The organism is Microbacterium sp. KU4F (assembly GCF_056868075.1).
The window spans coordinates 3,230,181-3,252,802 of the sequence record NZ_CP200324.1 but is presented as its reverse complement, the minus strand read 5'-3'; the positions used below and the strand labels follow the sequence as shown (position 1 = coordinate 3,252,802).

The window sequence follows — 22,622 nt, the reverse complement described above, 5'->3', positions numbered from 1 at the left end:
CCGACGGCGCATCCGCATGACGCGTCCGGCATCGCTCGTTCGGTTCCCGAACTGCGCTGATTCATTCGAAGCCGGTGGCGTATGCACGGCGAGGTGCCTGTTCCGCGCTGCAGAGGTCACTCGCGTCGACCTCTGCACCACGCGTCGTGCAGATGTCCCGGGACGGCGCGCCGATTTGACTGAGAGGGCGTCGTCATGCGCAATATATTGCATGCCGATTCCCTCGCAGACGCTTCCGCCTCGGTCCTTGCTGCGCGACGAGGTCTACGTGCGCCTGCGCGACGCGATCGTCGACGGCACCCTCGCACCCGACGAGCAGCTGCGCGACACGGAGATCGCTGCGTGGCTCGGAGTGAGCCGCACGCCCGTCCGAGAGGCCCTGCTGGAGCTGGGCCGGTCCGGGCTCGTCCGCGCCCTCCCCGGCCGCTCGACCGTCGTCGCACCGATCGACCCGCAGAGCGTCCGCGACGCGCAAGCGGTCGTCGCGGCCATGCACCGGCTGGCGGTCGAGACGGCGGTCCCCCGCCTGAGTGTGGACGACATCGAACGGATGAGGGAGGCGAACGCCGCCTTCACCGCCGCGCACGCGGCCGGCGACGTGGAGGCCGCCCTCGCCGCCGACCACGCGTTCCACGACGTCGCGCTCGCCGCATCCGGAAACGCCGCGGTACGCACCGTTCTGGGGCAGTACGAACCCGTGCTCCAGCGCGCCGAGCGCCTGCGCTTCGGCTCGACCGAAGGGCACGCCTCGGCCGCGCGCCACGCGCGACTCATCGAACTGTGCGCGGACGGCGATGTCGCGGGCGCCGCAGCCCTCGCCGAACAGACCTGGCAGAGCCTCGCCGTCGAGCAGCCGCAGACCCCCGACACCCCGACACCCGAGGAGTACTCCGCATGAAACTCGACCAGTTCCCCCGCCACCCACTCACCTTCGGGCCCAGCCCACTGCAGCACCTGAAGCGTCTCACCCAGCACCTCGGCGGCGCCCAGGTGTGGGCGAAGCGCGAAGACGTCTCCAGCGGACTCGCCTTCGGCGGCAACAAGGTCCGCAAGCTCGAGTACATCGTCCCCGACGTGCTCGCCTCGGGGGCGGACACCCTCGTGTCGATCGGCGGCTACCAGTCGAACCACACTCGCGCGGTCGCCGCCGTCGCCGCACACTTGGGCCTGAAGGCGCGCCTCGTGCAGGAGAAGTGGGTGCCGTGGGACGACCCCACCAACGACAAGGTGGGCAACATCCTGCTCTCCCGCATGATGGGGGCCGACTCGCGGCTCGACGACGCGGGCTTCGACATCGGCATCCGGGACTCGTGGCGGCAAGCTCTCGCGGAGGTGGAGGATGCCGGCGGCACGCCGTACCCGATCCCGGCCGGAGCGTCCGAGCATCCGCTGGGCGGCCTCGGCTTCGCCAACTGGGCGTTCGAGGTGGCCGAGCAGGAGAAGCAGCTCGGCGTGTTCTTCGACACGATCGTCGTCTGCACCGTGACCGGCTCGACTCACGCCGGCATGATCGCGGGCTTCGCCGCGCTGGAGGACCTCACCGGCGTGAAGCGCCGGGTGCTCGGCATCGACGCATCCGCGACGCTCGCCAAGACCCGCGACCAGGTCGGCCGCATCGCCCGCGCCACGGCCGAGCTCATCGAACTGGGCCGCGACCTGCGCGACGACGAGATCCAGGTGCTCGAGGGCTGGGCGGGCGAGCTCTACGGGATTCCGGTCGACTCGACCATGGAGGCGATCGCTCTCGGCGCGCAGCTCGAGGCGATGATCACCGACCCCGTGTACGAGGGCAAGTCGCTCGCCGGGCTCATCGACCTCGTCGGCTCTGGCGACATCCCCAAGGATTCCACGGTGCTCTACGCGCACCTCGGCGGGCAGCCGGCGATCAACGCCTACCACTCCCTCTGGAGCTGACCCGCTCGGCTAAGCGCCCCGCATCCGTCGATCGGATGCGGGGCGCTTCGTGCGTGAGCGGCCGGCGCGGCCATCCTCGCCCGATCACCCGCGGGCCCGAACTGCGACGCAGTTGCGCAACCGCGCCAGTCCCCAACAGGCGCATCTGCGCAAAGGTGTGGCATCTGCGCACATGCGACGCAACTCGGGCAACCGAAAACACCCTGAGCGGCAACCGCAGACCGCAGCGGGCGGATGCGGGCGGGTCAGGCGGTGACGACCTGGGCGGTGCCGAGCGGCGCGCCAGGGCCCATCTCGGCGGCGATGCGGTTGGCCTCCGCGATCAAGGTCGCGACGATCTCGCTCTCGGGCACCGTCTTCACGACCTCGCCCTTCACGAAGATCTGCCCCTTGCCGTTGCCGCTGGCGACGCCGAGGTCGGCGTCTCGTGCCTCACCGGGTCCGTTGACGACACAGCCCATGACGGCGACGCGCAGCGGCACCGTCATGTCCTTCAGCCCCTCCGTGACGTCGTCGGCGAGGGTGTAGACATCGACCTGTGCGCGGCCGCACGAGGGACACGACACGATCTCGAGCTTGCGCTCGCGGAGATTCAGCGACTGCAGGATCTGGTGGCCGACCTTGACCTCCTCCGCCGGAGGCGCGGACAGCGAAACACGGATGGTGTCGCCGATGCCCTCGGAGAGCAGGATGCCGAAGGCGGTCGCCGACTTGATCGTGCCTTGGAATGCAGGTCCCGCCTCGGTGACACCCAGGTGCAGCGGCCAGTCGCCGCGCTCGGCGAGCAGGCGGTACGCCTTCACCATGACCACCGGGTCGTTGTGCTTAACCGAGATCTTGAAGTCGTGGAAGTCGTGCTCCTCGAACAGCGACGCCTCCCACACGGCGCTCTCCATGAGCGCTTCCGGGGTGGCCTTGCCGTACTTCTCCAGCAGACGCTTGTCGAGCGAGCCCGCGTTCACGCCGATGCGAAGCGAAACGCCCGCCGCCGATGCGGCCTTCGCGATCTCGCCCACCTTGTCGTCGAACTGGCGGATGTTGCCGGGGTTCACCCGGACGGCGGCGCATCCGGCATCGATCGCCTGAAAGACGTACTTCGGCTGGAAGTGGATGTCGGCGATGACCGGGATCTGACTCTTCTTCGCGATGATGTGCAGCACATCGGCGTCGTCCTGGCTGGGAACCGCGACGCGCACGATCTCGCAGCCGGATGCGGTCAGCTCCGCGATCTGCTGCAACGTCGCGTTGATGTCGGTCGTCTTGGTCGTCGTCATCGACTGCACGCTGACGGGGGCATCCCCGCCGACGAGAACCTTGCCGACGCGGATCTGGCGGCTCTTGCGGCGCGGGGCGAGGATTTCCGGGACGCGCGGCATCCCGAGGTTGACGGCTGGCACGCGATCAGCCTACGCGCCCGCTCCTGTGTGGGGACCGAGGCTTGCGCCCACGTCGGCCCGACGTCACCGAGCGGTCATGGATGGATGTGGTACTTTCTCGCCATGCACACGAACCGCACCTGGTGGCACACCGCGTAGGCGGTGTGCGTGTGCGACACGGACCGCCCCTGGGCGGTCCTTCTTCATGAGGCGGCCGCTTTCTGGACGAAGGAACGACCAAGATGGACAACGCCGCCTCCCTGATCAGCGACCTGACCGCATCCGCCGCGCCGTTCGCGCTCATCGCGCGCGACACGCAGACCGTCGAGGTGCTCACCGGCGACGTCGTGGACGTCGAGCTGCTCGCGGACATCCCGCTGCACGACGCCGACGGCACCCCTCGCGAGGTGCTGGCACTGGTGCCGTACCGGCAGGTACGCGAGCGCGGGTTCGTCTGCCACGACGACGGCGCACCGCTGCGCTGCCTCGTCGTCACCGAGCATCGCTCGTTCCCGCGCGAGGAGGTGCTCGCCGCCCTCCCCACGACCCCCATCCCGCTCGAGGATGCGGGCTTCGACATGTCGGACGAGACGTACGCCGACATCGTCCGCACCGTCATCGCCGACGAGATCGGCCGGGGCGAGGGCGCCAACTTCGTCATCCGGCGCGACTTCACCGCGTCGGTGACGGCCGATCCGCGCGTGACCGCGCTCACCTGGTTCCGCGCTCTGCTCGAGCACGAGCGCGGCGCGTACTGGACCTTCGCGGTGGTCACCGACGGGCACGTCGCCGTCGGCGCGAGCCCCGAGGCCCACGTGAGCGCGCAGGGCGGGATCGTCACGATGAACCCGATCTCCGGCACGTTCCGCCATCCCGACACCGGCGCGACGGTGGAGACACTGGCCGAGTTCCTGGAGTCGACCAAGGAGACCGAAGAGCTCTTCATGGTCGTGGACGAGGAGCTCAAGATGATGAGCGCCGTCTGCTCCGACGGCGGACGCATCACCGGTCCGCACCTCAAGGAGATGTCGCGGCTCACGCACACGGAGTACATGCTGCGCGGCTCGTCGCGGCTGGATCCTCGCACCATTCTGCGCGAGACGATGTTCGCACCCACGGTGACCGGTTCGCCCATGCAGAACGCGTGCACCGTGATCGCACGGCACGAGACCGAGCCGCGCGGCTACTACTCCGGGGTCGCTGCGCTGTTCACGCCGACGGCGGATGCGGCGGGCACCGGCCACGACCTGGACGCGCCCATCCTCATCCGCACCGCCTACCTCATCGACGGCCGCCTGCGCGTGCCGGTCGGCGCCACGCTCGTGCGCCACTCGGACCCCGATGGCGAGGTCGGCGAGACCCACGGCAAGGCCGCGGGCGTGCTGGGTGCCATCGGCGCCGTCCCCCGTACGCGCATCGCGGACCCCGACGCACCCGTCGCTGCCCGACCGCTGGCGGAGGACCCCGGCATCGCCGCCCTCCTCGCGTCCCGCAACTCGCGCCTCGCAGCGTTCTGGCTGAACCCGCAGAGCGGCTCCTCCGACGGCCCCTTCGCGGGCCGCACGGCCGTCGTCGTGGATGCGGAGGACCGCTTCACGACGATGCTCGCGCACCAGTTGCGCCACCTCGGCCTCGAGACGACGATCGTCGACTGGAGCGTCGCGGACGCGGGCACGCTCGACGCGGCTGACCTCGTGATCGCGGGCCCCGGCCCCGGCGACCCCCGCGACGATGACAGCGCCCGCATCCGTCGGATGCGCGAGATCGTCGGCGCCCGCCTGGACGCCCACCGCCCGCTGCTCGCCGTGTGCCTGAGCCACCAGATCCTCGCGGACCGGCTCGGCCTCGCGCTCGCGCCGCTGGCCCGCCCGCACCAGGGTCTGCAGCTCGAGGTGGACGTGTTCGGTGAGCCCGCATCCATCGGCTTCTACAACACCTTCACCGCGCGCGTCGCACCGGGCACCTCGGTCATCGACGGCGCCGAGGTGTCGGCCGATCCCGTGTCGGGCGACGTCTACGCGCTGCGCGGGGACGGGTTCGCCTCGGTGCAGGGCCACCTGGAGTCCATCCTGTCCCGCGACGGGATGCGGACACTCCAGCGCCTCATCTCCGCCGCCCTGAGGATGCCGACGGCCTGACGCCGCTCAGATCAGCGACAGCGGGTTGATGAGGTCTGCCAGGATCAGCACGCCGCCCATCACCGCGAGCGCCGCCACGACGACGAACGTCAACGGCACCAGCTTCGTCGCATCCACGGGGCGGGGCGCCGGGCGGCGCGCGATGCGCGCCCACCATCTCTTGACGCCGTCCCACAGGGCGACGACGACGTGCCCGCCGTCGAGCGGCAGCAGCGGCACGAGGTTGAAGACGAACAGCGCGATGTTCAGCGAGCCCAGGAGGCCGACGATGCCGGCCACGCGGTTGACGATCGGCGAGGAGGACGACGCCATCTCGCCGGCGATCACGCCCGCGCCCACGACGCTCAGCGGACCGTTCGGATCGCGCTCGGCGCCCGTGACGAGGGTCGAAGCCGTCTCTGCCACCATCACCGGCAGCTTCACGATGATGCCGGCGACGGCGCCCACGTTCTCGATCGCCGCCTGAGGCCCCGCCCACAGGGGCTGGGCGACGAGCGCGCCGGTGGGACGCACCCCGATGAAGCCGATGTCCGTGCTCGGGTCGTCCGCCTTGGGCACGGCCGCCGGCGTGATCGTCACGGTGCGCTGCGTGCCGTCCCGGTCGATGACGAAGTTCATCGCCCGCCCCGGCGACGCCTGGATGAGCGCGGTCGCCTCGGTGAAGTCGGCGACCGCCACACCGTCGATCGAGACGATGGTGTCACCCGGCTCGAGGCCGGCCTGCTCGGCCGGCGCGGAGGTGGACGCGCAGTCCTGAGACGTCGACGAGACCGGCACGCATTCACTGAGCGATGACACGGTCGTCGTCGCCGTCTGAACTCCGAACCCGCTGAAGAGGATCGTGAAGAGCACGATCGCCTGCAGCAGGTTCATGAAGGGCCCGCCCAGCATGATGATGACGCGCTTGTAGACGGGGAGCCGGTAGAAGGTGCGCTCCTCGGCGCCGATCAACGTCTCCGCGTTGGCCTCGCGTGCATCCTGAACGAGCGTGCGGAAGAAGCGGGACGACACGCGCCGCCGAGCCGCGCGGCCTCGCGTCGCCGCGGCGTCCTCCGCATCCTCTTCCCCCGTTGCCGCGGGCGGGTACATGCCCGCCATCGAGATGTAGCCGCCCAGCGGCAGCAGCTTGACGCCGTACTCCGTCTCGCCGCGGCGGCGCGAGAACAGCGTCGGGCCGAAGCCGATCATGTACTGCCCGACGCGCACGCCGAACGCCTTGGCGGGCAGGAGATGGCCGATTTCGTGGAGGGCGATCGAGACGGCGAGGCCGACGACAAGCACCACGACACCGATCACGAAGGCGAGGATCGTCACCGAACCACCGTAGCGGCGACGGCTTTGAGTGAGCCGTGCACCCCACGGCGAGCCACGGGCACGGATCGCGTCTGATTGAATGGAGGGCCATGTCATCGCCCGCGAATCTGCCCCCGGTCCTGCGCCCAGAGAACCCTCCGACGCGGGCGCTGGGCGATCTCGCGATCCGCTTCAGGGCCGAGGTACGCGGCGACGCCCAGGGGGTCGAGCTGCACGGCATCACACTCGCGACGGCGGACCTCCGCCCGGGCGAGGCATTCGTGGCACTCCGGGGCGTGAATCGCCACGGCGCGGAGTTCGCTGCTCAGGCGATCGAGCGCGGCGCCGTCGCGATCATCACGGATGCGGCGGGCGCCGAGCTCATCGGCGCATCCCCCGTCCCGGTGCTCGTCCTCGAGAACCCGCGGGCGCGGATGGGCGAGCTCTCCGCGTGGGTCTACGGCACGGGCATCGATGACGAGCTCCCCCTGCTGTTCGCCACGACGGGCACGAACGGCAAGACGAGCGTGTCCCACCTCCTCGAGGGCATGCTCTCGCAGCTCGGCGTCGTGACCGGGCTCTCCTCGACCGCCGAACGTCACATCGCCGGCCAGGTGATCGTGTCGCGCCTGACCACGCCCGAGGCATCCGAGTTCCACGCTCTCCTCGCTCTCATGCGCGAGCGGGGCGTCGAGGCGGTCGCGGTCGAGGTGAGCGCGCAGGCGCTGAGCCGTCACCGCGTCGACGGGATCGTCTTCGACGTCGCTGCCTTCACGAACCTCACCCACGACCACCTCGACGACTACGCGGACATGCAGGAGTACCTCGAGGCGAAGCTCCCGCTGTTTCGCCCCGACCGCGCCCGCCGTGCCGTCATCTCGCTCGACTCGGCCGCAGCGGCCGACGTCGTGGCGCGGTGCGAGATCCCGTTCACGACCATCGCGACGCCCGACATCGCTGCCGACGCCCAGCTCGCCGCCACCGCCGAATGGCGGGTCGAGATCATCGACGAGCGCCAGGAGGGCACCCGGTTCGCGCTCCACGGCCCCGACGGCGAACGCCTCGAGACCGTGGTGCCGGTGATCGGTCGCCACATGGCCGCCAACGCGGCGCTCGCCATCGTCATGATGTACGAAGGCGGCTATCCGTGGCAGCGGCTCGTGGACACGCTGGACGGCTCGCGCATCGATGCCTACCTGCCGGGTCGCACCGAGCGGGTCTCGGGCGATGCGGGACCCGCCGTGTACGTGGACTTCGGGCATTCGCCCGACGCCTTCGAGAAGACCCTGGCCGCGGTCCGCCGTGTCACCCCCGGCCGTGTGCTCATGCTGTTCGGCGCCGACGGCGATCGCGACACGACCAAGCGTCACGACATGGGGCGCACCGGCGTCGAGGGCAGCGACATCCTCGTCATCACCGACCACCATCCTCGTTTCGAGGAACCGACTTCGATCCGCGCGACCCTGATCGAGGGGGCTCGACGCGCCCGACCCGATGCGGAGATCCACGAGTTCTCGCCGCCCGAGCGCGCGATCGTCGAGGCCGTGGCCCTGGTCGGCGAGGGCGACGCGATCCTCTGGGCCGGACCCGGCCACCAGGATTACCGTGATATCCGCGGGCAGCGCACGCCGTACTCCGCTCGCGAACTCGCCCGCCGCGCACTGCGCGACGCCGGATGGCCCGTTCCCGAGCCGCGCTGGCCCGTTCCTTACGAGGACTGAACCCGCATCCGCCTCCCGACGGCGGCCTCGATCGCACGTGGGACCTTGGTCCCTGGCGTTGCGAGCACCTTGTTGTTCCCACACAACGAATTAAGTGGTCTGACCTCTGTGATTATTCACGGCGTGCACGCTCGGAACGCCGCTGCAGCCCGGGTCTAGCGTGACAACAGGCCCGCCGGGCGGGCGCCCGACGACGAGCACCACCCCGACGCGACCAGCCCCACGAGGACAAGGAAGCGACATCATGAGCATCGTCACCCCCGCAGGAGTATCCCGCGACGCGCAGGACGCCCAGCCCCAGGCCTGGGACGGCTTCACGGCCGGCCCGTGGCAGGACGGCGTCGACGTGCGCGACTTCATCCAGCGCAACTACACCCCGTACACCGGCGACGGCTCGTTCCTCGCGGGACCCACCGAGCGCACGACGCGGGTGTGGAACACGCTCGCCGCCATGTTCCCCGAGGAGCGCGAGCGCGGCGTCTACGACATCGACCCCTACACGCCCGCCGCGATCACGGCCCACCAGCCCGGCTACATCGCCAAGGACGACGAGCTCATCGTGGGGCTGCAGACCGACGCGCCGCTCAAGCGGGCGATCATGCCCAACGGCGGATGGCGGATGGTCGAGGGCGCCCTCAAGACCTACGGTTACGAGGTCGACGAGACCCTGAAGGCGATCTACACGCAGTACCGCAAGACGCACAACGAGGGCGTCTTCGACGTGTACTCCCCCTCGGTGCGCGCTGCGCGCCGGTCGCACATCATCACCGGCCTGCCCGACGCCTACGGCCGCGGCCGCATCATCGGCGACTACCGCCGCGTCGCGCTCTACGGCGTGGACGCCCTCATCGCCGCGAAGAAGCTCGACAAGCTGGGCCTCGACACGACCCCGTTCTCGGAGGACATCGTCCGCGCCCGCGAGGAGCACGCCGAGCAGATCCGCGCCCTGGGCGAGCTGAAGCAGATGGCCGCCTCTTACGGCTACGACATCTCCGGTCCCGCCACGACCGCCCGCGAGGCCGTCCAGTGGCTCTACTTCGCCTACCTCGGTTCGGTGAAGGAGCAGAACGGTGCCGCGATGTCGCTCGGTCGCACCTCGACGTTCCTCGACGTGTACGTCCAGCGCGACCTCGAGCGGGGAGTGCTCACCGAGAGCGAAGCGCAGGAGATCGTCGACGACTTCGTGATCAAGCTGCGGATCGTGCGATTCCTGCGCACCCCCGAATACGACCAGCTGTTCTCCGGCGACCCGACCTGGGTCACCGAGACGATCGGCGGCGTCGGCGAGGACGGCCGACCGCTGGTGACGCGCACCTCCTTCCGCTACCTGCAGACGCTGTACAACCTGGGTCCCGCACCCGAGCCGAACATGACCGTGTTCTGGAGCGAGCAGCTCCCGGAGGGCTTCAAGAACTTCTGCGCGCAGGTCTCGATCGACACGTCGGCCGTCCAGTACGAGTCGGATGACCTCATCCGCGCCCAGTGGGGCGACGACGCGGCCATCGCCTGCTGTGTGTCCCCGATGCGCGTCGGCAAGCAGATGCAGTTCTTCGGCGCCCGCGTGAACCTCGCCAAGACCCTGCTGTACGCCATCAACGGCGGACGCGACGAGGTCACCGGCGAGCAGATCGCGCCCGAGGAGACGCCCGTCGGCGACGGTCCCCTCGACTACGCCGACGTCGACGCTCGCTTCGACCGGATGATGGACTGGCTCGCCGCGACCTACGTGGAGGCCCTGAACTGCATCCACTGGTCGCACGACAAGTACGCGTACGAGCGTCTCGAGATGGCGCTGCACGACAAGGACGTGCTGCGCACGATGGCCTTCGGCATCGCCGGGCTCTCTGTCGCCGCCGACTCCCTCTCCGCCATCAAGTACGCGACCGTCACCCCGATCCGCGACGAGCGCGGCATCGTCGTCGACTACCGCACCGAGGGGGTCTTCCCCGCCTACGGCAACGACGACGACCGCGCGGACGCGATCGCCGTGGAGCTCGTCGAGCGGTTCATGGCGAAGCTTCGCCGTCACCCGATGTACCGCAACGCGCTGCCGACGCAGTCCGTGCTCACGATCACCTCGAACGTGGTCTACGGCAAGGCCACGGGCAACACCCCCGACGGACGCCGCGCCGGCGAGCCGTTCGCACCGGGCGCCAACCCGATGAACGGACGCGACACCCACGGGATGCTGGCCTCGGCACTCTCGGTCGCGAAGGTGCCGTACACGGAGGCCCAGGACGGGATCTCGCTGACCAACACGATCGTGCCTGCCGGCCTCGGCCGCACCGCCGACGAGCGTGCCCACAACCTGGCGGGCCTCTTGGACGCGTACTTCAGCTCCAACGGCTACCACATGAACGTCAACGTGCTGAACCGCGAGACCCTGCTGGACGCCATGGAGAACCCCGAGGCGTACCCGCAACTGACGATCCGCGTGTCCGGCTACGCCGTGAACTTCGTGCGACTGACGCGTGAGCAGCAGCTCGACGTGCTGTCGCGCACGTTCCACGGGGGAATGTGAGACGGTCATGACCGTGCAGCTGGGCACCCCGCTCCCCCGGGACGCGGTGCGCCTCGATGCTCCAGGAGAGGAGGCTGGCACCACCCGTCGCGGTGGCGCCGGCCTCCACGGCCTCGAGGTCGCCGACATCGACCGCGCCGGCCGGCTGGCCGCCATGCGCTCCGGTGAGCTCGGATCCGTGCACTCCTGGGAGCTGGTGACCGCGGTCGACGGCCCCGGAACCCGCCTGACCCTGTTCCTCAACGGCTGTCCGCTGCGGTGCCTGTACTGCCAGAACCCGGACACGTTCGCCATGAAGGACGGCGTCCCGGTGACGGCGGATGCGGTGCTCGAACGCCTCCGCCGCTACCTCGGCGTCTTCCGCGCCACCGGCGGCGGTCTCACGATCTCCGGAGGCGAGGTGCTCATGCAGCCCGCGTTCGCCGCCCGGCTGATCCGCGGTGCCAAGGAGATGGGGATCCACACGGCGCTCGACACGTCCGGCTACCTGGGAGCGCACGCATCCGACGAGCTGCTCGCCGACACCGACCTGGTCCTGCTGGACGTGAAGTCCGGTGACCCCGACACTTACCGCCGTGTCACGGGTCGGGAGCTCGAGCCGACCCTCGAGTTCGGCGAGCGCCTGGCGCGGCGCGGCGATGTCGAGGTATGGGTGCGGTTCGTCCTCGTCCCGGGTCTCACCGACGACGTCGACAATGTCGCCACCGTCGCCCGCTACGCCGCATCCCTGAATGAGATCACCCCGGGCACCGTCACGCGCGTCGAGGTCCTGCCGTTCCACCAGATGGGTCGCGACAAGTGGCACGAGCTGGGGCGCACCTACCCCCTCGAAGACACTCCCGCACCGGAGAAGGAGCTCATCGACCGGGTGCGCGGGCAGTTCGCCGCGGAAGGGCTGACGGTCTACTGACCCGCCGCTGCGACGGCCGCATCCGCGGCACGGCGCGCCCAGCTTCTCGGCATCGGCCAGGCCCTCGCGACTCAGGGCCGCGGGGGCCTCGTGCGTGTCGACGACGCGGCGGACGACGTCGAGGATGTCGAGGAACCCGATCCTTCCGTCGTGGAACGCATCGACGGCCTGCTCGTTGGCCGCGTTGAACACCGCGGGATACGTGCGCCCGGCCTCCCCCACGCTCTTGGCGAGCGCGACCGCAGGGAAGGCCTCCTCATCGAGCGGCTCGAAGGTCCACGTCGACGCGCGGATGAAGTCGAGCGGTGCGCCGACACCAGCCACTCGGTGCGGCCAGTCCAGGCCCAGCGAGATCGGCAGGCGCATGTCCGGCGGCGACGCCTGGGCGATGGTGGACCCGTCCACGAACTCCACCATCGAGTGCACGATCGACTGGGGATGCACGACGACGTCGATGTCGGCGTAGCCGACACCGAAGAGCAGATGCGCCTCGATGACCTCGAGCCCCTTGTTCACGAGCGTCGCCGAGTTGGTCGTCACCACGCGTCCCATGTCCCACGTCGGGTGCGCGAGAGCCTCAGCCGGCGTCGCCGTGGCGAGCTGCTCGCGCGTGCGTCCTCGGAACGGGCCTCCGGATGCGGTGAGCACGAGTCGGCGCACCTCGGAGTGCTCTCCCGACCGCAGCGCCTGCGCGATCGCCGAGTGTTCGGAGTCCACCGGCACGATCTGGCCCGGCGCGGCGAGGGCGGTCACCAGCTCACCGCCGACAATGAGCGACTCCTTGTTCGCGATCGCGAGTGTGCGTCCCTCCTCGAGGGCGGCGAGGGTCGGACCGAGCCCGACGGAGCCCGTGATGCCATTGAGGACGACATCGGCGGCGACGTCTCGGACGAGCGCCTCCGCCTCGACGGCCCCGAGTGCCGTGTCGGCGACGCCGAACTCGGCTGCCTGGGCCGCGAGTCCCGCTGCATCCGTGCCCGCAGCCAGGCCCACGACGCGGAAGCGATCCGGGTTGTTGCGGATCACCTCCAGCGCCTGGGTGCCGATCGACCCGGTGGAGCCGAGGACGACGACGCGCCGCACGGGATCAGCCCTCGGTCGGCTTGGTGGAGACGATGTCGATGACGAAGACGAGCGTCTCGCCTGCGAGCTGCTGCTGTGACGACCCCGCCTCGCCGTAGCCGCACGCCGGCGACATGGACACCAGCACCTGCGAGCCGACCTTCTGCCCTTCCAGCGCTCGCTTGAAGCCGACGACCACGCCATCGGTGGAGAAGCTCGCGGTCTGACCGCGGTCGTAGCTCGAGTCGAACGTCGAGCCATCCGACCACTTCACACCCGCGTAGTTGACCTCGACCGTGTCGCCGGCGCCGACGGTGTCGCCGTCGCCCTGCGTGAGCACGTCGACGCGCACGCCGTCCTCCGGGGCGGATGCCGGAATGGTGATGGTGGGCTTGTCGTCGGTGAAGGTCACGGTGGGCGCCGCGCCCGCGAACGGCTCGGCCTGGCACCACTGCGCCTCGGGCGTCGAGGACAGGAGATCCACGACGAAGACCTGGGCGGCACTGTTGCTGCTGGCCGGGAGGGTCGCGACGACCCGGGTTCCGGGGGTGGCGCAGCCCAGGACCTTGCCGAGCACGCTCTCCGCGGCGACCGGCTGCGGCTGCACGGGCGTCCCGTCGTAGCCGACGGATCCCTGCAGCTGCCCCGTGGCGGCGTCGAAAGCCGAGAGCGCGTACGACACGTAGTCGCCCGCGGCGATGGGAGTGCCGGTGCCCTCGGTGACCACGGTGCGCTCGACGTCGGAGATGTCTAACGGAGCGGTGAAGGTCGCGGTCGGCACCTGACCGAACTCGCCCGACACGGTGACCGCGTCGGAGGCGGAGCCCGACGAGGCGACGTCCGCGCAGAGATCGGCTGCCGCGCTCGCGGCGGGCGTGGAGGTCGCGTCGGGTGAGGATGCGGCGGAGCATCCGGCGAGCGCGAGGGCGCTGACCGCGAGCGCGGACAGGATGTAGAGCGGACGGCGCACGGGAACCTCCATGAATCGGTGCGGGGCCCACCCATCATCCCGCATCCGCCCATGCCCCCGCTGAGAGGGCCCGACGAGGCCTCATGCGCCGGAGGGAATGGAATCCGCAGTAGCCTCTTACGGTGACAGATGCGCAGAGCCGCGACGCGGAGAACGTCCCCGATCCGCGCGCATCCGAATCCAAGCCGGTCACGGATGTCGGCTTCGCCTACTTCCTCGGGCGCCGGGTACTGGCTCCCCTGGCACGCGTCGCCTACCGGCCACGCATCGAGGGGCGCCAGAACGTGCCGCGCACGGGACCGGTCATCTTCGCCGCGAACCACCTCTCGTTCATCGACTCCTTCGCCATTCCCATGGCAGCGCCCCGCCCGGTACAGTTCCTCGCGAAGTCGAGCTACTTCGACGGCCCCGGACTCAAGGGCTGGTTGTCGCGGCAGATCTTCCTCGGACTCGGTGCGAACCCCGTCGAGCGCGGCGCGGGCCAGGCCGCACTGGACGCACTCGACCAGCAGAAGCGGATGCTGGAAGCCGGCAAGGCCATCGCGCTGTACCCCGAGGGCACCCGCTCACTCGACGGCAGGCTCTACAAGGGGCGCACCGGCGTCGCCTTCCTCGCTCTCCAGACCGGGGCACCCGTGGTGCCGGTCGGCCTCATCGGCACGAACGAAGCGATGCCCGTAGGGGCGAAGTTCCCCCGCACGAAGCCGCGCGTCACGATCCGTTTCGGCGAGCCGCTCGATCTCTCCGCCCACGGTCCCGCCAGCTCCGGACGAGCACGCCGCGCGGCGACCGACGAGCTCATGGCGGCGATCCACTCCCTTTCGGAGCAGGAACTGGCCGGCACATACAACGAGGTGCCCGCGCATGGCGCAATCGAACGCATCAAGCGGGTCCTGCCTCACGAGCGTCTCTGACGGCACACTTTCTCATTCACGGCTTTCGGTACTTGACGCTCGACCCCACCGGGTGGAGATTCGGAGCGTCTGCGAAGCCACAATGAGGAGGCATCCGTGAAGAAGTTCATCAATGACCCGGCCCAAGTACTCTCCGATGCTCTGACCGGCATCCGACTCGCACATCCCGAACTGCGCGTCGATTCCACCAACCGCGTCATCTTCCGCGCCGAGGCGACACGCCCCGGCAAGGTCGCGCTGGTCTCCGGCGGCGGCTCCGGCCACGAGCCCATGCACGGCGGGTTCGTGGGCACCGGGATGCTCGACGCCGCCTGCGCGGGCGAGGTGTTCACCTCCCCGACGCCCGACCAGATCCTCGCGGCCACCGTCGGCGCGGACTCGGGCGCCGGTGTGCTGCACATCGTCAAGAACTACACCGGCGACGTCCTCAACTTCGAGATGGCGGCCGAGCTCGCCGCCGCCGAGGGCGTGCGCGTCGAATCCGTCGTCGTCGCCGACGATGTCGCCGTGCAGGACTCCACCTGGACGGCGGGACGCCGGGGCGTGGGCACGACGGTGGTGCTCGAGAAGATCGTGGGCGCGGCCGCCGAGGAGGGCCTGGAGCTCGACGCCCTCGCCGCCCTCGCCACCCGCGTCAGCGAGAGCGGGCGTTCCATGGGCGTCGCCTTGACCAGCTGCACCGTGCCCGCGGCGGGCAAGCCGACCTTCGACCTCCCGGAGGGCGAGATGGAGGTAGGTGTCGGCATCCACGGCGAGCCGGGACGCTCACGTGTCCCCCTCGCCAGCGCGCACGAGATCGCCCGCATGCTCGTCGACCCGATCGTGCACGACTTCGGCGAGGCGCGCGGCGACGCCATCGTGCTGCTGTCGGGGCTCGGGGCCACTCCCCTGATCGAGCAGTACCTCCTGTACGGCGAGATCGCGCCGCTGCTGACCGAGGCGGGCTTCGACGTTCGCCGCGTGCTCGTCGGCGACTACATCACGAGTCTCGACATGGCCGGCGCGTCGCTGACCGTCGTGCGGGCCGACGACGAGTTCGTTCGCCTCTGGGACGCCCCCGTCGTCACGCCGGGTCTGCGCTGGGGAGCGTGAGAGCGCGATGACCGCAGCCACCCGCGAGACGCTGGGCGCCTGGATCTCCGGATTCCGTGACCAGATCGTGCAGCACCAGGCCGAGCTCACCGAGCTCGACTCCGTCATCGGCGACGCCGACCACGGCTCCAACATGGCACGCGGCATGGAGGCCGTCGTGGCGGCGGTGCAGGCGACGCCGCCGGCGGATGCGGCGGCGCTGTTCAAGACCGTCGGAATGACCCTCGTGTCGACGGTCGGTGGGGCGAGCGGGCCGCTGTACGGCACGTTCTTCCTACGTCTCGGGGTGGCGGCGGGCGCCACCGCGAAGCTCGACGCCGCAGCCCTCGGATCCGCGCTGCGTGCCGGCGCGGAGGGCGTGCGTGCCCGAGGCAAGGCCGAGCCGGGCGACAAGACGATGCTGGATGCGATGCTTCCTGCCGTCGACGCCTGGGAGGAGGCGGTGTCCGCGGGCTCCGACCTCGCGTCTGCCGCATCCGCCGCGGCCGACGCGGCCGACGCCGGCCGTGACGCCACCATCCCGCTCGTGGCACGCAAGGGCCGCGCAAGCTATCTCGGCGAACGCAGCGCCGGTCATCAGGATCCGGGGGCGACATCCACGGCGCTGCTGTTCACGACGCTGCGGGATGCGGTGACGGCCGCATGATCGGCTTTGTCGTGGTCTCCCACAGCCGCCCGCTCGCCGAGGCCGCCGTGGCCCTCGCCACCCAGATGGTGGCCGGGACGCTGCCCCCGATCGAGGTAGCCGCGGGCTCCGCGGACGGCGGATTCGGCACGGATGCGGCGGCCATCGCCGCATCCGTCGACCGGCTCGACGCGGCCGAGGACGTCGTCGTGCTGATGGATCTCGGCTCCGCCGTGTTGAGCGCCGAGATGGCGCTCGAGTTCGTCGAGAACCCCGACCGCGTGCATCTCAGTTCTGCACCCTTCGTGGAAGGACTCGTGGCGGCCGTCGTGCTCGCGGCGACGGGAGCCGACTGGACGAGCATCCACGCCGAGCTCGGCAGCGCCTATGCGCAGAAGGCACGCCACCTGGGGGCGGAGCCTGGTCCCGACGAGTCGGCGCCGGAGCCGCCTGTTCCTGCGCCAGAGCCGGCGTCCGGCGGTGACGAGGCGTCGTTCGAGGCGGTCGTCGTCAATCCCTCGGGACTGCACGCGCGGCCTGCGGCCACGTTCGTGAAGACGGCGGCGAAGTTCGACGCCCTGGTGGAGATCGAGAACATCGACGCGGGTTCGGGCCCGGTCTCCGCGGCGAGCCTGCTCGCGCTCATCGCCCTGGGCATCGGGCGCGGAGCGCGCGTCCGAGTGCGCGCGCGGGGGCGCGAGGCTCAGCCGGCGATCGACGCGCTGCGCGCCCTCGTCGAAGACGGCTTCGGGGAGCTCTGAGACGCCCGGGGGTTCATGCGCGAAAGGCTCATGAGCCGCCGGGCGACGGTCTCCTCGAGCACGAGGTCGGTGATGAGCCCCGCGGCCAAGGCGCCCTGCAGCGCGTCGATCTTCGATAGACCCGACATGACGCAGAAGCGTCGCGGGATGCGGCGGACGTCGTCAAGGTCGGGGCCGCTGGAGCGGAGGTTCAGCGACGGGATGTCGGAGGATCCGTCGATGCGGTAGAACATCGTCGCGCAGTCGCCGACGACGCCCTCCTGCTCGATCAGCGCCAGATCACGCTGGTCGAAGTAGTCGCCGGAGTACACGTGCGAGGGGACGGCGGCGCGGGGCGATCCGAGGCCGAACACGAACAGGCCGACGCGACGCTGCATCTGCAGCACAGCGCGCACCGATCGCTCACGCCACATCGCCTCCTTCGTGGCCGCCTCGTCGAACAGCGCAGGCACCGGGAAATGGTGCACGGAGGCCGACCAGGCCGCACCGAATCTCGACAGGATCTCGCCCGCGTACGGGACACCGAAGGTGTGCCCGTTCGCCGCGCCGTTCATCTGCACCACGTGCGTGTCGTGGGTGCGCTTGGTCGGCAGGTGTCGGGCGATCGCCGAGAGCGTCGAGCCCCAGGCGATGCCGACCGTCATCGAAGAGTCGACGTGCTCGCTGAGGATGCGCGCCGCCGACAACGCGGTGCGGTCCAGACGCTCGGCCTCGCCGATGTGACTCGTGGTGGGGACGATGTGCACCGTGATGCCGAACCGCTCCGCCAACCGTTCCTCGATCTGGCTGCGCGCCGCGAGCGGAGAGTGGACCGAGATCGACACCAGGCCCGTGTCGCGGGCATGGGAGATCAGACGGGAGACCGAGGAGCGCGAGGTGTGCATCTCGCGCGCGATCGCCTCCATCGTGAGGTCTTGCAGGTAGTACAGCTGTGCCGCGCGCAACGCGTCGCGCACCTTCATCGACCCGGCCTCCGCCATGATCATCCCTTCGCCCGTTACACCATTCTGCACGTTTGTGCAGAGAACTTGCGACGATGTCCCACTTCCATGCAACCTGCGAGGGTTCCATCGATACGAAAGGTCGACGACGACATGTCGCTCTCCCCCTCGCTGCGGCCGCAGGTCGCACAGATCCGCGATGCTCAGGATCTCGACGTTCTCATCGTGGGCGGCGGGATCAACGGCATCGCCACGCTCCGCGACCTCTCGCTCCAGGGCGTCAAGGCTGCCCTGGTCGAGCGCGGGGACTTCGTCTCCGGCGCGTCGAGCGCATCCAGCCACATGGTGCACGGCGGCGTGCGCTACCTCGAGAACGGCGAGTTCCGCCTCGTGAAAGAGGCGGTCACCGAACGCAACGCGCTCCTGAAGACGGCCCCGCACTACGTCCGGCCGCTGCCGACGACGATCCCGATCTTCAAGACGTTCTCGGGGATCCTGTCTGCGCCTTTCCGGCTGCTGGTCACACACGGACGCGGCAAGCCCAACGAGCGCGGCGCGCTGCTGATCAAGATCGGCCTCGTGATCTACGACACCTTCTCGCGCGACGGCGGCTCCGTCCCGCGGCACCGGTTCGTGGGCAAGAAGAAGTCGCTCGCCGACTTCCCCAAGATGAACGAGGGGCTCGCCTACACGGCGACGTACTACGACGCTTCCATGCACGACCCCGAGCGACTCGCGCTGGATGTGCTCTCGGACGGGCTCGAGGACGGCTCCGCATTGGCCGCGAACTACGTCACGGCGATCGGCGCTGACGAGAGCGGAGTCCTGCTGCGCGACGAGGTCACCGGCACCGAGTTCACCGTGGCGGCGAAGGTCGTCCTGAACACGTCGGGGCCGTGGACCGACCTGACCAACGCGGCACTCGGCACCCCGACCCGCTACATGGGCGGCACGAAGGGCTCGCACATCGTGCTCGACAATCCGGAGCTGCTTGCGGCCACGCGCGGCCGGGAGATCTTCTTCGAGCACTCGGACGGGCGCATCGTGCTGATCTACCCCCTCAAGGGCCGCGTGCTCGTCGGCACCACCGACATCGACGCCGACCCCTCCAAGAAGGTCACCTGCACCGACGACGAGATCCAGTACTTCTTCGATCTCGTGCGCCATGTTTTCCCGACGATCGAGGTCAACCGGTCTCAGATCGTCTACACCTTCTCCGGCATCCGCCCGCTGCCGCGTCACGACGACACGGCTCCCGGTTTCGTCTCCCGCGACTACCGGATCGTCGACGGCACGCTGGGCAAGACCCCGACCCTCAGCCTGGTCGGCGGCAAGTGGACCACCTTCCGCGCCCTGGCGGAGCACCTCAGCACCCGTGCACTCGAGAAGCTCGGCCGGACGCACCGCGTGAGCACGCAGGGCCTGGCGATCGGCGGTGGCAAGGGCTACCCGATGACCCCGGAGGCCCGCCGCGCGTGGGTCGCCGAGCGTAGCGGACGTCACTCGGCATCGCTCGTGCTCAGTCTGCTGGACCGCTACGGCACGCGCGCAGAGGCCGTCCTCGCCGACCTCCCCGCGCAGCCGACTGAACTCGAGCACGCGCACGGCTACTTCCGCGAGGAGCTCGCGTACCTCGCACGCACCGAGCAGGTCGTGCACCTCATCGACCTGCTGCTGCGCCGCACGGACATCGCGTTCGTGGGCGGGCTGAGCGCGGCCACACTCCAGGAGGCCGCCGAGGCGATCGCCGAGCCGCTCGGGTGGGACGAGACCCGCGTGAGCGAAGAGGTCGCTCACGCCACCCAGGTTCTTCGGGAGGACCACCGTATCGACCTCGCGGAGGGCGGACGCCTCGCTTCCTGAGAGAACGTGCGGGCGCGTCCTCTGGTGCGCGCCCGCACACCGGCTCTAGTTTCAGAGCAACCCGATATCCCGCCGCACGAAGGGCGACAGGCGGGCATCACTGAAAGGTCAATGAAGACATGAACGAAGTCAATCTCGGTTTGTACTTCCTCTCCGAAACCGTGGGAACCGCGATGCTGCTGTTGCTCGGTTGCGGTGTGGTGGCGAACGTCGCTCTGGCGAAGACGAAGGGCAACGGCGGCGGATTCCTCCTCGTCAACTGGGGCTGGGGCCTCGCGGTCTTCGCCGGCGTCATCGTCTCGGCATACTCCGGTGCACAGCTGAACCCGGCCGTGTCCATCGGTCTTCTCGTGCACGGCGACATCAGCGGTGTGCAGTTCGCGATCGCGGTGCTCGCCCAGATGCTGGGTGCGATCATCGGCGCCGTCCTGTGCTGGGTCGCCTACAAGCAGCACTTCGACGACGAGCCCGACCCTGCGAACAAGCTCGGGGTCTTCTCCACGGGCCCGGCGATCCGCTCGTACGGCTGGAACCTCATGACGGAGATCATCGCGACCTTCGTGCTCGTGTTCGTCATCTTCGGATTCCGTGACTACGGTGTCGCCGACATCGGCGTCCCCGGTGGCCTCGGCGGCCTCGCCGCCGTGCCGGTGGCCCTGCTCGTGGTCGGCATCGGCGCCTCGCTCGGTGGCCCGACCGGATACGCGATCAACCCTGCCCGCGACCTCGGCCCGCGCATCGCCCACGCCATCCTGCCCATCAAGGGCAAGGGCTCCAGCGACTGGTCGTACTCGTGGGTGCCGGTCGTCGGCCCGCTCATCGGTGGCACGCTCGCCGGCCTGCTCGCCCCGCTCCTGCTGGGCTTCGTCGCGGCCTGATCCGTCCCACTCCCGGGTGGGCGGCGCAGCCGTGCGCCCCCACCCTCCCCACCATCCGAACCAACAGACAAGGAAGTCCATCCAATGGCTGACTACGTCCTCGCCATCGACCAGGGAACCACCTCGACGCGCGCGATGATCTTCGACCGCAAGGGAAGCGTGATCTCCGTCGGGCAGAAGGAGCACGAGCAGATCTTCCCGAGGGCGGGCTGGGTCGAGCACGACCCCGCCGAGATCTGGCGCAACACCCAGGAGGTCATCGGCCTCGCCCTGAGCCGCGCCGACATCACCCGCCACGACATCGCCGCGATCGGCATCACCAACCAGCGTGAGACCGCGGTGGTCTGGGACAAGAACACCGGAAAGCCCGTCTACAACGCGATTGTCTGGCAGGACACCCGCACGCAGTCGATCGTCGACCGTCTCGCCGACGGCGACACCGACCGCTACAAGGACATCGTGGGCCTGCCGCTGGCCACGTACTTCTCCGGAACCAAGATCGTGTGGATCCTCGAGAACGTCGAGGGTGCGCGCGAGAAGGCGGAGGCCGGCGACCTGATCTTCGGCACGACCGACACGTGGGTGCTCTGGAACCTCACCGGCGGTACCGAGGGCGGCGTGCACGCGACCGACGTCACCAACGCCAGCCGGACGCTGTTCATGGACCTCGAGACGCTGCAGTGGCGCGACGACATCCTCGCCGACTTCGGCGTGCCGCGCTCGATGATGCCGGAGATCCGCTCCTCCTCCGAGGTCTACGGCACCGCCGAGTCCTCCTCGCTGCTGCGGGAGACCCCGGTCGCCGGCATCCTGGGCGACCAGCAGGCCGCAACCTTCGGTCAGGCGGCATACGACCCGGGTGAGAGCAAGAACACGTACGGCACCGGCAACTTCCTGATCTTCCAGACCGGTGAGGAGATCGTCCGCTCCAAGAACGGGCTGCTGACGACCCTCGGCTACAAGCTCGGCGACGGCCCGGCGCACTACGCCCTCGAGGGCTCGATCGCCGTCACCGGTTCCCTGATCCAGTGGCTGCGCGACCAGCTCGGCATCATCTCTTCCGCCCCCGAGGTCGAGAAGCTCGCCGAGAGCGTCGAGGACAACGGCGGCGTGTACTTCGTGCCGGCCTTCTCGGGCCTGTTCGCTCCGTACTGGCGCCCGGATGCCCGTGGTGCGATCGTGGGCATGACCCGATACGTGAACAAGGGCCACATCGCCCGGGCCGCCCTCGAGGCGACGGCCTTCCAGTCGCGCGAGGTGCTCGACGCGGTCAACGCCGACTCCGGCGTCGACCTCACCGAGCTCAAGGTCGACGGCGGCATGACCGCGAACGATGCCCTCATGCAGTTCCAGGCCGACATCCTGGGCGTCCCGGTCGTGCGCCCCGTCGTCGCCGAGACCACGGCTCTGGGCGCCGCGTACGCCGCGGGCCTGGCCGTCGGATTCTGGGACAACCTCGACGACCTCCGCGCCAACTGGCAGGAGGACAAGCGCTGGGAGCCGAACATGGATCCCGAGGAGCGCGACCGTCAGCTGCGCCTGTGGAAGAAGGCCGTCACCAAGTCCATGGACTGGGTCGACGACGACGTGCGCTGATCCTCGCTACGAACAGACGCCCCGCGGGTTCCGACCCGCGGGGCGTC

Annotated in this window: 17 protein-coding genes and 1 pseudogene; 13 read left to right on the top strand and 5 right to left on the bottom strand. The window is 69.7% G+C overall.

Annotated features, from left to right (window positions below; genetic code table 11):
* Nucleotides 1–211 precede the first annotated feature (211 nt).
* The gene (locus AC1VNH_RS16065) at nt 212–898 is read left to right on the top strand and encodes a GntR family transcriptional regulator (protein ID WP_483112553.1); all 687 of its coding nucleotides are present in this window, start codon (nt 212–214) and stop codon (nt 896–898) included.
* Nucleotides 895–1,914, top strand: a complete 1,020-nt coding sequence (locus AC1VNH_RS16060) for a 1-aminocyclopropane-1-carboxylate deaminase (RefSeq protein ID WP_274287688.1) — start codon at nt 895–897, stop codon at nt 1,912–1,914. The genes AC1VNH_RS16065 and AC1VNH_RS16060 overlap by 4 nt, the downstream gene beginning before the upstream one ends.
* 245 nt (nt 1,915–2,159) lie before the next feature.
* Here the strand turns inward: AC1VNH_RS16060 and ispG are convergent, their stop codons facing one another.
* The gene (gene ispG, locus AC1VNH_RS16055; RefSeq protein ID WP_483112740.1) at nt 2,160–3,290 is read right to left on the bottom strand and encodes a flavodoxin-dependent (E)-4-hydroxy-3-methylbut-2-enyl-diphosphate synthase; all 1,131 of its coding nucleotides are present in this window, start codon (nt 3,288–3,290) and stop codon (nt 2,160–2,162) included.
* 242 nt (nt 3,291–3,532) lie between these two features.
* Between ispG and AC1VNH_RS16050 the strand changes: the two genes are divergently transcribed.
* Complete coding sequence (locus AC1VNH_RS16050) at nt 3,533–5,428, top strand: chorismate-binding protein (protein ID WP_483112551.1); 1,896 nt, start codon at nt 3,533–3,535, stop codon at nt 5,426–5,428.
* Nucleotides 5,429–5,434: 6 nt separating this feature from the next.
* Here AC1VNH_RS16050 and AC1VNH_RS16045 read toward each other — a convergent pair whose 3' ends face one another.
* A complete protein-coding gene (locus AC1VNH_RS16045) occupies nt 5,435–6,742 on the bottom strand; it encodes a M50 family metallopeptidase (protein ID WP_483112549.1) in 1,308 nt (435 codons plus the stop codon).
* Nucleotides 6,743–6,831: 89 nt separating this feature from the next.
* Here AC1VNH_RS16045 and AC1VNH_RS16040 point away from each other — a divergent pair, with 89 nt between their 5' ends.
* From AC1VNH_RS16040 to pflA, 3 genes are all read left to right on the top strand, one after another.
* Nucleotides 6,832–8,442, top strand: a complete 1,611-nt coding sequence (locus AC1VNH_RS16040; protein WP_483112548.1) for a Mur ligase family protein — start codon at nt 6,832–6,834, stop codon at nt 8,440–8,442.
* A gap of 244 nt (nt 8,443–8,686) precedes the next feature.
* Complete coding sequence (pflB, locus tag AC1VNH_RS16035; RefSeq protein WP_483112546.1) at nt 8,687–10,963, top strand: formate C-acetyltransferase; 2,277 nt, start codon at nt 8,687–8,689, stop codon at nt 10,961–10,963.
* Between the two features lie 7 nt (nt 10,964–10,970).
* Nucleotides 10,971–11,873, top strand: coding sequence for a pyruvate formate-lyase-activating protein (gene pflA, locus AC1VNH_RS16030; protein WP_483112545.1), 903 nt, complete (start codon nt 10,971–10,973; stop codon nt 11,871–11,873).
* Here the strand turns inward: pflA and dxr are convergent.
* Both dxr and AC1VNH_RS16020 read right to left on the bottom strand, forming a co-directional pair.
* Nucleotides 11,867–12,956: pseudogene (gene dxr, locus AC1VNH_RS16025) on the bottom strand (1-deoxy-D-xylulose-5-phosphate reductoisomerase). The gene pflA and the pseudogene dxr sit on opposite strands and share 7 nt — an antisense overlap.
* A gap of 4 nt (nt 12,957–12,960) precedes the next feature.
* On the bottom strand, nt 12,961–13,905 hold the full coding sequence (locus AC1VNH_RS16020; protein ID WP_483112544.1) for an FKBP-type peptidyl-prolyl cis-trans isomerase: 945 nt from the start codon (nt 13,903–13,905) through the stop codon (nt 12,961–12,963).
* Nucleotides 13,906–14,027: 122 nt separating this feature from the next.
* Between AC1VNH_RS16020 and AC1VNH_RS16015 the strand changes: the two genes are divergently transcribed.
* The 4 genes from AC1VNH_RS16015 to dhaM all read left to right on the top strand — a co-directional run bounded on the left by AC1VNH_RS16015 (nt 14,028) and on the right by dhaM (nt 17,297).
* Complete coding sequence (locus AC1VNH_RS16015) at nt 14,028–14,819, top strand: lysophospholipid acyltransferase family protein (protein WP_483112543.1); 792 nt, start codon at nt 14,028–14,030, stop codon at nt 14,817–14,819.
* A 96-nt stretch (nt 14,820–14,915) separates the two neighbouring features.
* Nucleotides 14,916–15,911 carry a dihydroxyacetone kinase subunit DhaK gene (dhaK, locus tag AC1VNH_RS16010; protein WP_483112542.1) on the top strand — a complete coding sequence of 332 codons (996 nt, stop codon included), beginning with the start codon at nt 14,916–14,918 and terminating at the stop codon, nt 15,909–15,911.
* A 7-nt stretch (nt 15,912–15,918) separates the two neighbouring features.
* Nucleotides 15,919–16,557, top strand: a complete 639-nt coding sequence (gene dhaL, locus AC1VNH_RS16005; RefSeq protein ID WP_483112541.1) for a dihydroxyacetone kinase subunit DhaL — start codon at nt 15,919–15,921, stop codon at nt 16,555–16,557.
* Nucleotides 16,554–17,297, top strand: coding sequence for a dihydroxyacetone kinase phosphoryl donor subunit DhaM (dhaM, locus tag AC1VNH_RS16000; protein WP_483112539.1), 744 nt, complete (start codon nt 16,554–16,556; stop codon nt 17,295–17,297). The genes dhaL and dhaM overlap by 4 nt, the downstream gene beginning before the upstream one ends.
* Here the strand turns inward: dhaM and AC1VNH_RS15995 are convergent.
* The gene (locus tag AC1VNH_RS15995; RefSeq protein ID WP_483112538.1) at nt 17,240–18,277 is read right to left on the bottom strand and encodes a sugar-binding transcriptional regulator; all 1,038 of its coding nucleotides are present in this window, start codon (nt 18,275–18,277) and stop codon (nt 17,240–17,242) included. The two genes, dhaM and AC1VNH_RS15995, sit on opposite strands and share 58 nt — an antisense overlap.
* 114 nt (nt 18,278–18,391) lie before the next feature.
* Here AC1VNH_RS15995 and AC1VNH_RS15990 point away from each other — a divergent pair, with 114 nt between their 5' ends.
* From AC1VNH_RS15990 to glpK, 3 genes are all read left to right on the top strand, one after another.
* On the top strand, nt 18,392–20,101 hold the full coding sequence (locus AC1VNH_RS15990) for a glycerol-3-phosphate dehydrogenase/oxidase (protein WP_483112537.1): 1,710 nt from the start codon (nt 18,392–18,394) through the stop codon (nt 20,099–20,101).
* 119 nt (nt 20,102–20,220) lie between these two features.
* Nucleotides 20,221–20,979 carry an MIP/aquaporin family protein gene (locus AC1VNH_RS15985; RefSeq protein ID WP_483112536.1) on the top strand — a complete coding sequence of 253 codons (759 nt, stop codon included), beginning with the start codon at nt 20,221–20,223 and terminating at the stop codon, nt 20,977–20,979.
* An 84-nt stretch (nt 20,980–21,063) separates the two neighbouring features.
* On the top strand, nt 21,064–22,575 hold the full coding sequence (gene glpK, locus AC1VNH_RS15980; protein ID WP_483112535.1) for a glycerol kinase GlpK: 1,512 nt from the start codon (nt 21,064–21,066) through the stop codon (nt 22,573–22,575).
* The last annotated feature ends 47 nt before the right edge of the window (nt 22,576–22,622 follow it).